The following is a 12,752-nucleotide window of genomic DNA, read 5'->3' as shown; positions in this document are numbered from 1 at the left end:
GAACCCGTCTGATGGGAGTACGGCCACCTGCGAACGACGATCTGGACGAACCGGAGTCGGTCGAGTTCGGGATCGTTGCACTCGATGGAATGCTCTCGGACGCCGGCCTTTCGTTCCCGACCGACCGGGAGACTGTCGCCTCGGAACTGGGCCACCGATCGGTTCCGTACGACGCCGCGGGCCGCACAGTCGAACTCGCGGACGTCCTCGAAGCGGTCGATCGCGACCGTTTCGAGACCAAACAGGAACTGCTCGACGAACTGTATCCAGTCTTCGAAGATCACCGAAATTCGCCGAAGGGACTGCTCAGTCAGCTGCGCTCGCTCGTTCCGTTCTGACCTGCATTGCCATCTCCGGCGTCGTCTCCCTCGATCGCGGTGTGGCGACCCTCGCTGGCCACCCGTTCGATGAAATGGAGCTGCTCGCGGTGGAGCGTCACGATCATGTCCGACAGCACGCCGAATATCAGCAGTTGCACGCCGAAGATGATCGCGAGCGTCGCAAGGATAGCGATGACCTCGTGTGATATGTTGCGAGTGAACCACTCGACGGCGACGTAAGCACCGAGAACGATCCCGGCGAGTACCGACAGACTGCCGATACTCCCGAAGTAGAACAGCGGATTGTTCGTCTTCGCCATCCGATAGAGTGTCAGCAGGATCACAGCGCCGTCACGGAAGGGATTGAGGTTCGTGTCGGCCGCGTCCGGCCGGGACTGGTAGGTTATGGGGACGACCTCCGTCGGGACGCCGTGTTTGACACACTCGACGGCCATCTCGGTCTCGATACCGAACCCGTCAGCCGTCAGCGCGAACCGCCTGACAGATTCGGTGGTAAACGCCCGATATCCGCTGAGAATGTCGGCGAAGTCCCGGCCGTGGACGAACCGGAACGCCGAGTTGATCAGTCGGTTGCCGACTCTGTTGAGACGGGACATCGCGCCCGGTTCCATGTCCGCGAATCGATTCCCGATGACGTGTTCGGCATCGCCGTCCAGGAGGGGATCGAGAATCGCCGGCGCGTCTTCCGGCCGATAGGTCGCGTCCCCGTCGACGAGCAGCACGTACGGCTGCTTGATCAGTGCGATCGCCTCTCTGACCGCCTGTCCCTTGCCCGAACCGGTCTGCTGGCGAACCTCGGCACCGTGTTCGCGAGCGATTTCGCGAGTCCTGTCGGACGAGCCGCCGTCCATCACGAGGACGTGTTCGAACCCCTGTTCGCGGAACCCGTCGACGACGTCACCGATGGCTGCCGCTTCGTTGTACGTCGGCACCAGCACGCAGACGTCGCTCCACTCGCCCATCACTCTACTGTCCGTGCAGGCGTGCAAAAAGGTGTGTGGTCTCGGCTGGCGGATCGAACACCCCTGACGAGCCTCGCTTGATCAGTCCGCTCGCGGGAAGTTGTCGATCGTCTCGCTCTCGAAGCCGTCCCGGTCGAACTCGTAGTCGGCGTCGAGGAACTCAACGAGCTGGTCCGTGTCTTTCATCGCGTTCTGCAGACACGTCGAGGCCCCCGGCGAGGGCGTGATGTTGAAGATGATCCCGTGGCCGTTGATCTTGGCCTCGCCCATGTCAAGCGACTTCGCGCTGGTGTCGACGATCTGTGGACGGATCCCACCGTAACCTTTCGCGCGCTCGATGTCGTCGGCCTCGACGGTCGGGACGACCTTCTGGACGTGCGGCAGGAACGCCTCCTTGCCGACCTTCGGCACGTCATAGAAGAGGTTCTTGAGCACGAACGGGAACAGCACCCGATCGGCGAGGATGTTCGTGTAGCTCAGAAACGCCGCCGGGCTGAACCCGAACACGTCGAGGAAGTCCGGGACCGTCGAGAGCCGGCCCCGCTCCAGCCCGGGGACAAACTTCGCCGTCGGACCGAACCGGGTGATCCCCTGATCGTGGACGTCGGCGTCGCCGTGGACCGCGGCGAACGGCAGACGCTTCATCTGGAGGGTATACACCTTGCCGTTCAGCAGACCCTCCTCGGCGAGGAAGAAGCTTCCGGCGACCGGGAGCAGGGCCATGTCTTCGCCGTAGCCCATCTCCTTGGCGATCTGCAGACTGTGCGATCCGGCCGCGACGACCGTGGCCTCGGAACTGTAGGTCCCGTCGTCGGTCTCGACGGTGAACCCGTCCATCGTCGGGTCGATGTCGGTCACTTTCGTCCCGGTGTAGACGTCGACGCCGTCTTCCTCCTGGGCCTGTTCGACGAACGACTTCGATATCGCGCCGTAATCGACGGTGTAGCCGTCGGGCGTGTGCAACGCGAGCAGGTCGGTCCCCGGCTCGCGCCCCTCGACGACCTTCGGCTCGATTTCGGCGATGCGCTCGCGGCCGATCGCCTCGAGTTTCGGGTACAGGTCGCCGAACCCCTCTTCGTCGTATCGGTACTGGAGCTTCTCGACCTCGTCGTCGCCGACCGCGAGCACCATCTTCGAGCGCTTGCTATGCATCTCCCCGTCGGGGTCGTGGTTCTCGAGATAGCCCGCGACCATCTCGGCCCCGCGCTTGACCGACTCGGCTTTCTCTAAGGTGTAGTTCGTCTCGATGTCCCCGAAGTGCAGCGTCTGGGAGTTGTTCGTGACGTGGGAGTTGATCGCTGCGATCTCGTCCTCCTTCTCTATGAGCGCGACGCGCTCGACATCTGTGAACTTCGCGATCGTATACAGCAGCGACGCGCCGCTGATGCCCCCGCCGACGACGATAATATCGTATTCCTGATCCATGGTATCATCCGAGTTGCCCCGGTAATCGTTCTTCGTTCCCACAGGCGGGCCGAGCACACTAAATCGCTACTATCTTTCGGGTACGTTGGGATTACCGTGATAATCAGATAGTGCTCGCGAGTCGACGCGTCACTGTTCGTCGCGGAGTAGACGCTGTCGTCGCCGTTCGAACTCCTCGTCGGAGAGCTCGCCGCGGGCGTACCGTTCGCGGAGAGCAGCGAGCGCGTCGTCCGGTCCGGAGCGGAGCCTGGCTCCTGTCGAGCGGTCCGGTCGGGCGTATCCGGCGACCAGCGCGACGATCGCGCCGACGACCACGATCCACAGCAGCGGCCCGAGTCCGAACCAGCCGACGCCACCGCCGCCCATCGCTCCGGAACCATGCTGGGCGGTGGCCGGGAGCGTCAGCGCCGTCAGTACCGCGACGGTGCCGACGGCGACGCCGACCCACCGACTGACCCGCGAGCGGGGAGGGACATCAGTCAATGGCATCCCCCCGGACCGCCGCGGTAGCGCCGTTCGCCATCTGTCCCCGCACCGCGGTACGTGGTATCGTTCGCGTGGCGATCACTCGTGTAGTACGTGCTGTTCCCGGTGTCGTACGTGTCGTTCTCGGTCGGTGGGCCCGGATAGTACGTGCCGTTCGCGTCGGCTCCGTGATACTGTCCCTGTACGTGTGGCCCGTGGCGATGCACGTGCGGGCCGTACTGGCTCTCGTTCGCGTATTCGCCATCAGCCGGTCCGTAGCCCGGACCGTAGTGGCCGCCGTGTGGTCCGTGACCGCGCGCCTGCGCATGGGGGCCGAGGTCGTCCGGAGCGTCGCCGCCCCAGGTCGTTTGCATCCAGTCCGTCCAGTCGCTCTGGTTCGTCCCGTGTGCACTGACAGCCGGAACGAGCAGTGCAACGCCGATCAGTGCGATCACCAGGAGTAGCCAGCGATCGGTTCGATCTGTCATCGTGTGATCTCCTCACCCCTTCCTACGGGAGTTCCCTGGTTATGCCCGTGGGTCTAAACGAACGTCTCAAATCGTCTGAGAACGTTTATACGACGATAAGAGCGTTTTTGAGGCGCAGGATCGTTCGTGGCGGCAGTTTTCGCGCGATCGTGACCGTTGTACCGATTTCCCGGTGCGACCGCACGGCTTCATGCGGTCGATCCGGAAGGGACTTCCAACGGTCATTATGAGTCCTCGTGCCGATCCGCGAGGTCGTCGCCCGGATAGACCCGATAGGTTCGGCCCTGCTTCTCCCGGTAGAGCAGGCCGCGCTTTTCGAGTTCGGAGACGGTCTGGCTCACCTTGCTCTTCGAGAAGTTCGATCGGTCCCGGAGCGCGATCTGGGTGATCCCCGGCGACTCGACGACCGGCTCGAGGATCCGGCGCTCGTCGTCGGGCAGCAGCTCCAGCACCCGGCTGGTCGGTGTGCCGTCGCCGTCCGTCGGTCCATCGTCGGGGCCGTCCTGTTCCGACCGGGCCCCGATCGTCTGCTGTGCCGTCCCGTCTGACTCGCCCTCCGAGTCGGGCGCGCGTGTCGCGTCTCCTGTCTCGCTTGTGGCGTTTTCGACCGCCGTCGACTCCCCGATGCCGGCAGACGGTCGTCCGGTCACGTCCGTCCGCGTTCCGGCGACGGAAGCGTCGCTCGCTTGGCCGGCCGCACTGCGCACGATCGCGTAGAACCCGACCAACAGCGCAACCGCGAGAACCGTCCCGACAGCGTAGACGATCGGATCGGTGCCGCCCATCGAGCTCGATCCGTCCATCATCGAGCCCATCATCCCGTGGCTCGTCTGCCGTTGCTGGATCGCCTGCCAGGTGAGCACGCCACCGCCGACAAGCACGGTCGCGACTGCGACCGCGACGATCCTGTCCGACGTCTGCTGATCCATAATGGGTGCTACACGACTGGCACTTCTAACGCTGTCGGCCTGGCGAGGCCCGATCGGGCGAAACAATGGCCGGCGTGGTCGATCAGGTCCGTCGAGTCCGTCGATCCGCTCCGGGAAAACGTCGGGTGTCGACGGTACGACTACTGCTTGCTCTCGCCCGTCTCGATCGGGGCGCGGATGGTGTTGCCCCACTCGGTCCAGGAGCCGTCGTAGTTCTCGACGTCGTCGAAGCCCAGCAGCTCGTGCAGGACGTACCACTCGATCGAGGAGCGTTCGCCGACTCTGCAGTAGGTGATGACCGACTGATCCTCCCCGATCCCGACTTCCTCGTACAGGGCCCGCAGCTCGTCGGGACTCTTGAACGTCCCGTCGTCGTTCAGGACCGAGGTCGTCGGAACGTTCCTCGCGCCGGGGATGTGACCGCCGCGCTGGGCGGTCTCCTGCAGTCCTTCGGGGGCGATGACTTCACCGGTGAACTCCTCCGGCGAGCGAACGTCGACCAGCGGCACGCCGGAGTCGATCGCCTGCTCGACGTCGGACTTGTACGCCCGGATGTTCTCGAACGGCCCCCGCGCGTTGTACTCCTGGGGTGTGAACTCCGGAACCCCCGTCGTCAGCGGGTAGTCGTTCTCGACCCAGTAGGTCTTCCCGCCGTCGAGGACGCGAACGTCCTCGTGGCCGAAGTACTTGTACTCCCAGTAGCCGAACAGCGCGAACCAGTTCGGGACCCGCCCGCCGCCGTAGAGGACGACTGTCGAGTCCTCGGTGATCCCCGCCTCGCCGTTCAGCGTCTCGAAAGACCCCTTGTCCAAGATGTCCCGCGCCACCGGATCGCTGAGGTCCTCTTCCCAGTGGAAGAAGGTCGCGCCCGGGATATGCCCGTCTTCGTACGGCGTGTACTCCGAGTCCGCAGTGACCGTCGGGTTGTTGATCTCGACGAGCCGATACTCCGGATCGTCCGCCTGGAACTCCTCGAGGTGATCTTCGACCCAGTCCGCCGTCACGAGCGCGTCGACGCCGTGTTCTGTCATACGCTCTCCCGTATGGCCGCCTCCCGGATAAACACATCAATAGTGTGTAACTTTGCCGTCGTTCGTGACGGGACGTTCGGCGCGATGGCAGTCACTCGGACCGAACGGCGCGATTTTCCCGGAAACCGCCCGCTGCTGGCCGTCGCCAGTCCGGGTGAAAATCGCCGCGACGTCCCGGACGTGGCCGTCGCTCGCCGGCAGTCCCGGACTGCGGCCGACAACGAGTGAGAATGTCCGCAACTGTAGGTTTTATAACTAATGCACGAGTACGTTTTGAGATGGGGGACACATACCGATGATCCTGAATCCCCGCCTGTCGAACGTCTTCAATTCCGCGGACAGCCAGTGGTAGGTGACCCATGACCGTCTTACTGGAACTGTCGCTCCCGCAATCGGAACTCTCCTTCGGAGCGGCGTTGAACGCTGCTTCCGAGGTCCGGGTCCGATTCGAGCAGATCGTTCCGGTCGGCTCGGGGACGTTCCGCTACGTATGGGTGAACGTCCCCGAGCAAGCGACGTTCGAGGAGGCGCTGCAGCGACACGCCGTCGCCGAATCGTTCCAGTTTCTTGAGCGAGAAAGCGGCGAGCTCCTGTACCGGATCGACTGGAAAGCCGAGTCTGACCCGTTTTTACGGTGTCTCGAAGCAGTCGGTGCTGCGGTCTTGCAGGCGAAGGGCGTCGGAAACCGGTGGCATTTCCATCTCAGATTCGACACGCGCGATGACGTCAGCCGCTTCCAGCGACGTTGCTCGGAGCACGATATCTCGACATCGATCGAGCGGATACTCAGCGACTCGGCCGGGGGACACGCGAGTGAGCTGCTCAGCCCCTGCCAGCGCCGGACGATCGCGCTCGCGCTGGAGCGCGGATACTTCGACGTGCCAAGACGGACGACGATGTCAGAGCTGGCGGACGAACTCGGCATCTCAGATCAGGCGGTCTCGGCACGGCTTCGGCGGGCGACCAAACGGCTCGGCCATCGGGCCCTCTCCGAGGAGCTCGAATCCGATACGTCGCGAGACGCTGGCCCGTAAACTCGTCGTCGACTGCGCCTCATAGTGTGTTTGATACTCCAACGGGAGAGTCCAATAGGTGTGCCCGCCTAGAAGGGAGCGCTTTCCGCGCTGGAAAGCACGGGAAGGGTTCGTGCTCCCGCCCCGTCTTGCTTTCCCCTGTCCCTTCCCACGTCTTCCGTGCCCGACCGAGCGGTCCGAGGGCGCCCCGGCGAGTCCGAAACGGTATCGCGACCAGCTCACGACTCGACGGTCACGTCGATCGTATCGGCGTCGACGCCACCGTCGCCGTCGCTGACCCGCAGCGTGACGTCGTAGGTCCCTTCGCTCCTGTACCGGTGGTCGAGCTGGACGCCGGTCGCGTCGTACTCGCCGTCGCCGTCAAGGTCCCACTCGTAGGTCAGGTTGTCCGCGCCCGGATCACTGCTGGCCGAGGCGTCGAACGCGCCGGTCAGTAGGCCGGTTCAAAAGGGGCGGTATCAGTCAGTAGCGGTTCAAAAGGGGTGGTATCATAGCGGCCGTTGTACCGATTTCCCGGTGCGACCGCACGGCTTCGTACGGTCGATCCGGAAGGGACGTACAACGGTCACTATCAGTGGATTTCGAACCGGTCGTGGTCGGCGAGCGAGACGCGGGGTGGTGGGATGAGTGAAGCGACTTCTTCGCCGGGGGACCTGTCGACCTCTGTTTCCAGAGAGACGATCGAACCGGAGGACGCCGGGGTTGAGACAGACGCGGATGCCGAAGCGCTCTCGCTAGATACGATCTTCGACGCGCTGAAAAACGCCCGTCGCCGTCGTGCCTTGCGATATCTGGACGCGGCAGACAAACAGCTCGAGATCGGCGACCTGGCCGAGCGGATCGCCGCGGACGAAAACGACAAGACGACCGACGAGATCTCGTACGCGGAACGAAAGCGGGTCTACGTCGCGCTCTATCAATGTCATCTACCGAAACTCGATGACATGGACATCGTCTCGTATGACAAGTCACGCGGGATGGTCACGCTCAGGGAGCGTGCTGCCCAGTTGCAACCGTATCTCGCGCGACAGCCGACGACCCGCCGCTGGCCCCGGTACTACGCCGCCGTGGTGGGTGTCGGCGCGCTCGCGCTCGCCGGAAGCTGGCTGCTCACGCCTTCGACACTGGTCGTACAGTTCGTCCTGCTCGGAGTGTTGCTGGCTGTCGTCGCCTGCACGACAGCGCACGCCTGGAGCGTCGCTCGGTAGTGACGCCGCGTCCGCCGGCCACTTCTGCTTCGGAACACCCGATTGTTTCCGCTGGGGACCCGACCGCTATCCCGAGGTCAGGCGTCGTCAGTTTCACTTTCACTCCGGTCTACTCACGTTTATTAGCGTTCCGCCCCTTCGTTGTTCGCGTACGCTATACACCCGTGGGGCGCGCACTCGACCGAGAAAGATACGTCCAGCGACAGGTATCTCACGGGAAGCCAAATAGCGAGGCGACGGGTTCATTAGGAACCCACAAGTAACGCACTTCCGTCACAGATGATTCGTACACGGACCCATTTCACGACTCGTATCGACCGACGACGGGGAGATACCGCTGGGAGGGCCGACGCGTGAGCCAGCAGGACCTCTCTGCGGACGAGATTTCGCTGCCGATCAAGCGCACCACCGGCACCAGCCTCGAGGAGCGACTCACCTCGAACGCCTATCACAACATCCTGCCGGCGCGGTATCTCCGTCAGGACGCCGACGGGGAACTCGTCGAATCCCAGGAGGATCTCTTCGAACGTGTCGCGAAAAACGTCGCGCTGGCGGAGGCGGTCTTCGAGGCCCGCCAGGAAGACGTCGAGATTACGGTCACGCCAGAGCAACTGAAGCCCGACCATCCGCGGCGTGACGAACTCGCCGAAGAGGTCTTCGGCAAGGGGACAACCGTCGACGACGACGCCGAGACGACGCTGACTCGCTACAACGTCAACAAGTTCGCCTACGAGACGATCGTGCCCGAGCTGCCCGCCGATGTCCGCGAGCACGTCGAGGAGACTGCCGCCGAGTACCAGGAGATGATGGAGCAGCTTTCGTTCATGCCGAACTCACCGACGCTGATGAACGCCGGCGACGAACTCCAGCAGCTTTCGGCCTGTTTCGTCGATTCGCCCGAAGACGACATCGACGACATCCACCAGACCGCCAAGGAGGCCGCACAGGTGTTCCAGTGTCTCACCGAGGACACGCAGGTCTATGTAGAGGACAAGGGCGTCGTCTCCGTAGCTGATGTCGAGCCCGGCGACCGGATCGTCCAGCGTGATGGGGACGACCATGACGTCCGGAACGTCGAAGAAACCCACGCATACAATAACTCGCCGGTCAGTCGAATCGAGACGGCGGCCGGAATCGAACTGACAGGGACTCCGAACCACGAGCTACTCGTTGACGGCTCGTGGACGCGGATCGATCAGATCGAGGCCGGAGACACCCTCTCGCTGCGGCTCGGCTGGATCGACAGCGAGGACGCGATACCGGAACTCACGACCGTCGCTGGCGGGGCACAGTGGTCCGAAAACCGAACGGTCTCGAACGACGATATCCTCGAACTCCACGCGGACGGACTCAGCGATTACGAGATCGCGGACCGACTCGACAGCTCGCCCTCGACGATCCAGCGCCGTCGCTCGCTCGAACTCGGGCTTGATCCCAACGGGAGCGGTGGCCGATCCGGCGGGAGCGTGAGCTTCGACGAGACCGAGTTCGAGACGCTCTATGACGACGGCCACTCCGACGGTGAGATCGCTCGGGAACTAGGTGTATCGACCCGCAGTGTCGCCCGGTTCCGCGAGACCCGATCGCTCGAGGCGAACGGAGACGCTGTCAAGACCGTCACGCAGCCGACCGAGTTCACGCCCGAACTCGCGGAACTCGTCGGCATGTGGGTCGGCGACGGCTCGAAACATGAAGACGGAATTCGATTCCACCTCAGACGGGAGGAAACGCTTGAGCACGCTGACCGACTCTCCCGGGACATCTTCGATGTCGGGCTGGACTGGCGGTGGGACGACGGTTGCTACGAGGCTGTCTTGCACAGCCACGAGATCAAGCGCTGGTGGCTCGCCAATTTCGGAGACGCCAAGCCGGACGCGACCGCCGCTTCGGTTCCGAGCGAAGTCTGGGAGGCCGACCGGGAGACGATCGGCGCGTTCCTTCGAGGGCTGTTCTCGACCGACGGAGGGCTACAGAAAGACGTTTACCCGCGACTGTGGAGTGCCTCGGAGGATCTGGTTGAGGACGTCCAGCAGTTGTTGCTCGGTCTCGGCGTGCCAGCGATCCAGTGGGAGTACGACACCGACGAGCGCGACTACTACAACGTCGGTCCAACCGGCGAGCGAGGTCTCGAACGGTTCATCGAGTCGATCGGGTTCGTCGACGACCGCCAGGAGACGATGGCGGAGACACTCTCCGCGATCGACTCCGAAGGACCGAGCGTCGGCACACGCGAGGGATCGACCTGGCATGTGCAGGTCGAGGCTGTCGAAGATGCCGGAACGGACACCGTTTACGACGTTACCGTCGCCGATGACCACGAATACGTTGCGAGTTCAGTCGTCTCACACAACAGCGGCGGTGGCATGGGTTATGCCTTCTGGAAGCTCCGACCCTACGGCGATGCAGTCGGCTCGACCGGCGGGATCGCGTCCGGGCCGATCACGTTCATGCGGACCTACGACCAGATGTGCGAGACGATCGCACAGGGTGGTGCGCGACGGGGCGCCCAGATGGGCGTTATGCGGGTCTCCCATCCAGACGTCATCCAGTTCATCCACGCCAAGAACAAGGATGTCTCGCTGGCCGAGACGCTTCGCCTGAACGACCCTGACGATTTCACGCACAACTCCTTCGAAGAGGCGCTCGAAGAAGCCCGCGAGTTGATCGACGAGGACGGTCGCGTCCCCGAACACCTCCGAAACGCCGTCGAGGGCCACCTTTCGAATTTCAACATCTCCGTCGGGATCACCGACGACTTCATGGAGGCGCTGGAGGAGGGCGAGGAATTCACCTTCACCAACCCGCGGACGGGCGAGCCGCACGTCACGACCGAAGAGACCAAAGAGCTGTACGACATGTTCGGCCTCGGCGAGTACGTCGAGGTCGGCGAAGTGCTGTCGGTGCCCGCCGAGGAGGTCTGGGACCATATCATCCAAGGTGCTCACGAGAACGGTGAACCCGGCGTCGTCTATCTCGAACGCGCAAACGAGGAACATTCATTCGATGTGGAAAAAAATCCAGACCATCGAATGCTTGCAACAAATCCCTGTGGCGAGCAACCGTTGGAGGAGTACGAGGCCTGCAACCTCGGACACATCAACCTCTCGACGCTGGTCGACGAGGAGGCCCCTGACTGGCGCGTCTGGTCGGAGGCGCACGCCGACAAGTACGACTCGACCGACGAAGCGATCGACGCCTTCCTCGAGGAGGCGATCGACTGGGAGGAGTTCGATTACCGCATCGAGACCGGGACTCGCTTCCTTGAGGGCGTCGTCACGATGTCCGATTTCCCCGTCCCGGAGATCGAACAGACGGTCCGAGAGATGCGCAAGATCGGGATGGGCATCATGGGGCTTGCCCAGCTGTACGTCCAGCTCGGGATGAAATACGGCGAGGACGTCTCCGACAGGGTCGCGCGGCGGCTAATGACCCACATCAACCACGAGTCGAAGTGGGTCTCACACGAACTGGCCGAGGAGCGCGGAACCTTCGAGGAGTGGGACGACTCGAAGTACGCCGACCCGACCGAGTACGCCGACTGGTTCGAACACCACACCGGCCTAGACGCCGACGAGTGGGCCGACGGCTTCCCGATCCGCAACCACAACACCACGACGATCGCGCCCACGGGAACGACTAGCATGGTGGGCAACACTACGGGCGGCTGTGAGCCCATCTACAACGTCGCCTACTATAAGAACGTCTCCGACGACGTCCAGGGCGACGAGATGCTCGTCGAGTTCGACGACTACTTCCTCCGGGTGCTGGAGAAGAACGACATCGACGTCGAGGCTGTCAAGAAAGAAGCCCAGGAGCAGATGGCCGAAAACGAGTTCGACGGCATCGACGGCCTCTCGACGGTCCCGGACGCCATCGGCGAGTTGTTCGTCACGACCGGCGACCTGGATCCCAAACAGCACGCGTCGATCCAGTGCGCTCTACAGGACGGGGTGGACTCGGCGATCAGCAAAACTGTCAACGCCCCGAACGATTCGACCGTCGAGGACGCCAAGGAATCCTTCGAGTACATCTACGAGCACGGCGGCAAGGGTGTCACTTACTACCGGGACGGAACCCGGTCGAAGCAGGTGCTGACGACCCGCGCCCAGAACACCGAGTTCGCCGACATGGACCGCGAGGAGATCGTCGCCCAGATCGAGGAGGTCTTCGACGGGATCGAGGGTTTCCTCGAGAGCGAGGAAGTCCAGGCCGCGCTGGAGGAGTCCATCGAGGACTTGCTCGGCGTGGCCGACGGCGAGACGACCGAGTACGCCCAGAAACGTCCGCGGCCGGATGTCCTCCACGGCGTCACCCAGCGGATCGATACCGGCTACGGGAAGCTGTACGTCAACATCAACGAAGACGAGGACGGCCGACCGTTCGAGCTGTTCGCCAATATCGGCAACTCAGGCGGATTCACCGCGTCGTTCACCGAGGCGCTGGCCAAGACCATCTCGACGGCGCTGCGCAGCGGCGTCGACCCCGAGGAGATCGCCGACGAACTGCAGGGCATCCGCTCGCCGAAAGTCGCCTGGGACAAGGGCGAACAGATCCAGTCAATCCCCGACGCCATCGGCACCGCGATGCGTCGGTATCTGGACAACGATATCGAGCGGGCCTACCCTCAGCAGCAGAACCTGACCGAACTCGAAGACGAGGTCGAGGACCCCCAAGCGGACGCCGGGTCCCGGTCGACTGACGGCGGTGCGGCCGCCGCGGACGAGGCGACCACTGACGACCAGCAGAAACTCATCGAGAACGGCGAGAGCCCCGAGTGTCCGGAGTGTGGCTCGATGTCGCTGTACTACTCTGAAGGCTGCAAGACCTGCGAGAACTGCGGCTGGAGCGAGTGTTAGGTCCGACTTCGTA

Annotated in this window: 12 protein-coding genes and 1 pseudogene; 6 read left to right on the top strand and 7 right to left on the bottom strand. The window is 63.4% G+C overall.

Features of this window, described 5'->3' with window-relative positions:
- Positions 1–11 precede the first annotated feature (11 nt).
- On the top strand, positions 12–338 hold the full coding sequence (locus HSR122_RS06680; RefSeq protein ID WP_229112013.1) for a DUF5789 family protein: 327 nt from the start codon (positions 12–14) through the stop codon (positions 336–338).
- Here the strand turns inward: HSR122_RS06680 and aglJ are convergent.
- The 6 genes from aglJ to HSR122_RS06650 form a co-directional block, all read right to left on the bottom strand.
- Positions 311–1,303 (bottom strand): S-layer glycoprotein N-glycosyltransferase AglJ, encoded by a 993-nt coding sequence (gene aglJ / locus HSR122_RS06675; protein ID WP_229112012.1) that lies wholly within the window; start codon positions 1,301–1,303, stop codon positions 311–313. The two genes, HSR122_RS06680 and aglJ, sit on opposite strands and share 28 nt — an antisense overlap.
- Before the next feature lie 81 nt (positions 1,304–1,384).
- Positions 1,385–2,728: an FAD-dependent oxidoreductase gene (locus HSR122_RS06670; protein WP_229112011.1), complete on the bottom strand. Its 1,344-nt coding sequence runs from the start codon at positions 2,726–2,728 to the stop codon at positions 1,385–1,387.
- A gap of 129 nt (positions 2,729–2,857) precedes the next feature.
- On the bottom strand, positions 2,858–3,211 hold the full coding sequence (locus HSR122_RS06665; RefSeq protein ID WP_229112010.1) for an SHOCT domain-containing protein: 354 nt from the start codon (positions 3,209–3,211) through the stop codon (positions 2,858–2,860).
- Positions 3,208–3,681, bottom strand: coding sequence for a hypothetical protein (locus HSR122_RS06660; RefSeq protein ID WP_229112009.1), 474 nt, complete (start codon positions 3,679–3,681; stop codon positions 3,208–3,210). The genes HSR122_RS06665 and HSR122_RS06660 overlap by 4 nt, the downstream gene beginning before the upstream one ends.
- Before the next feature lie 224 nt (positions 3,682–3,905).
- Complete coding sequence (locus HSR122_RS06655; RefSeq protein ID WP_229112008.1) at positions 3,906–4,610, bottom strand: helix-turn-helix transcriptional regulator; 705 nt, start codon at positions 4,608–4,610, stop codon at positions 3,906–3,908.
- Between the two features lie 140 nt (positions 4,611–4,750).
- Entirely contained in the window at positions 4,751–5,641 is an 891-nt protein-coding gene (locus HSR122_RS06650) for a sulfurtransferase (protein ID WP_229112007.1), read from the bottom strand.
- A gap of 84 nt (positions 5,642–5,725) precedes the next feature.
- Here HSR122_RS06650 and HSR122_RS06645 point away from each other — a divergent pair, with 84 nt between their 5' ends.
- Both HSR122_RS06645 and HSR122_RS06640 read left to right on the top strand, forming a co-directional pair.
- Positions 5,726–5,869 (top strand): hypothetical protein, encoded by a 144-nt coding sequence (locus tag HSR122_RS06645; RefSeq protein ID WP_229112006.1) that lies wholly within the window; start codon positions 5,726–5,728, stop codon positions 5,867–5,869.
- Positions 5,870–6,000: 131 nt separating this feature from the next.
- Entirely contained in the window at positions 6,001–6,675 is a 675-nt protein-coding gene (locus HSR122_RS06640) for a helix-turn-helix domain-containing protein (RefSeq protein ID WP_229112005.1), read from the top strand.
- Between the two features lie 218 nt (positions 6,676–6,893).
- Here the strand turns inward: HSR122_RS06640 and HSR122_RS15015 are convergent, their stop codons facing one another.
- Positions 6,894–7,109: a PKD domain-containing protein gene (locus HSR122_RS15015; RefSeq protein WP_394355557.1), complete on the bottom strand. Its 216-nt coding sequence runs from the start codon at positions 7,107–7,109 to the stop codon at positions 6,894–6,896.
- A gap of 189 nt (positions 7,110–7,298) precedes the next feature.
- On the opposite strand from HSR122_RS15015, the gene HSR122_RS06635 reads away from it, so the two are divergent.
- The 3 genes and pseudogenes from HSR122_RS06635 (at position 7,299) to HSR122_RS06630 (ending at position 12,739) form a co-directional block, all read left to right on the top strand.
- Positions 7,299–7,883 carry a DUF7344 domain-containing protein gene (locus tag HSR122_RS06635; RefSeq protein WP_229112004.1) on the top strand — a complete coding sequence of 195 codons (585 nt, stop codon included), beginning with the start codon at positions 7,299–7,301 and terminating at the stop codon, positions 7,881–7,883.
- Between the two features lie 353 nt (positions 7,884–8,236).
- A pseudogene (locus HSR122_RS15010) lies at positions 8,237–8,839 on the top strand (ribonucleotide reductase N-terminal alpha domain-containing protein); the annotation flags it as partial.
- Entirely contained in the window at positions 8,831–12,739 is a 3,909-nt protein-coding gene (locus tag HSR122_RS06630) for an adenosylcobalamin-dependent ribonucleoside-diphosphate reductase (RefSeq protein WP_394355556.1), read from the top strand. The pseudogene HSR122_RS15010 and the gene HSR122_RS06630, both read left to right, overlap by 9 nt.
- Positions 12,740–12,752 lie beyond the last annotated feature (13 nt).

It is taken from the genome of Halapricum desulfuricans, from assembly GCF_017094525.1.
GTDB classification, from domain to species: domain Archaea; phylum Halobacteriota; class Halobacteria; order Halobacteriales; family Haloarculaceae; genus Halapricum; species Halapricum desulfuricans.
The sequence above is the reverse complement of the archived record's forward strand: the minus strand, read 5'-3'. Positions and strand labels throughout refer to the sequence as shown.

Excerpts from the sequence above, each read along its gene's own strand:
- HSR122_RS06680 (WP_229112013.1), top strand. The coding sequence starts at position 12 with ATGGGAGTACGGCCACCTGCGAACGACGATCTGGACGAACCGGAGTCG.
- aglJ (WP_229112012.1), bottom strand. The coding sequence starts at position 1,303 with ATGGGCGAGTGGAGCGACGTCTGCGTGCTGGTGCCGACGTACAACGAA.
- HSR122_RS06670 (WP_229112011.1), bottom strand. The coding sequence starts at position 2,728 with ATGGATCAGGAATACGATATTATCGTCGTCGGCGGGGGCATCAGCGGC.
- HSR122_RS06660 (WP_229112009.1), bottom strand. The coding sequence starts at position 3,681 with ATGACAGATCGAACCGATCGCTGGCTACTCCTGGTGATCGCACTGATC.
- HSR122_RS06655 (WP_229112008.1), bottom strand. The coding sequence starts at position 4,610 with ATGGATCAGCAGACGTCGGACAGGATCGTCGCGGTCGCAGTCGCGACC.
- HSR122_RS06650 (WP_229112007.1), bottom strand. The coding sequence starts at position 5,641 with ATGACAGAACACGGCGTCGACGCGCTCGTGACGGCGGACTGGGTCGAA.
- HSR122_RS06645 (WP_229112006.1), top strand. The coding sequence starts at position 5,726 with ATGGCAGTCACTCGGACCGAACGGCGCGATTTTCCCGGAAACCGCCCG.
- HSR122_RS06640 (WP_229112005.1), top strand. The coding sequence starts at position 6,001 with ATGACCGTCTTACTGGAACTGTCGCTCCCGCAATCGGAACTCTCCTTC.
- HSR122_RS06635 (WP_229112004.1), top strand. The coding sequence starts at position 7,299 with ATGAGTGAAGCGACTTCTTCGCCGGGGGACCTGTCGACCTCTGTTTCC.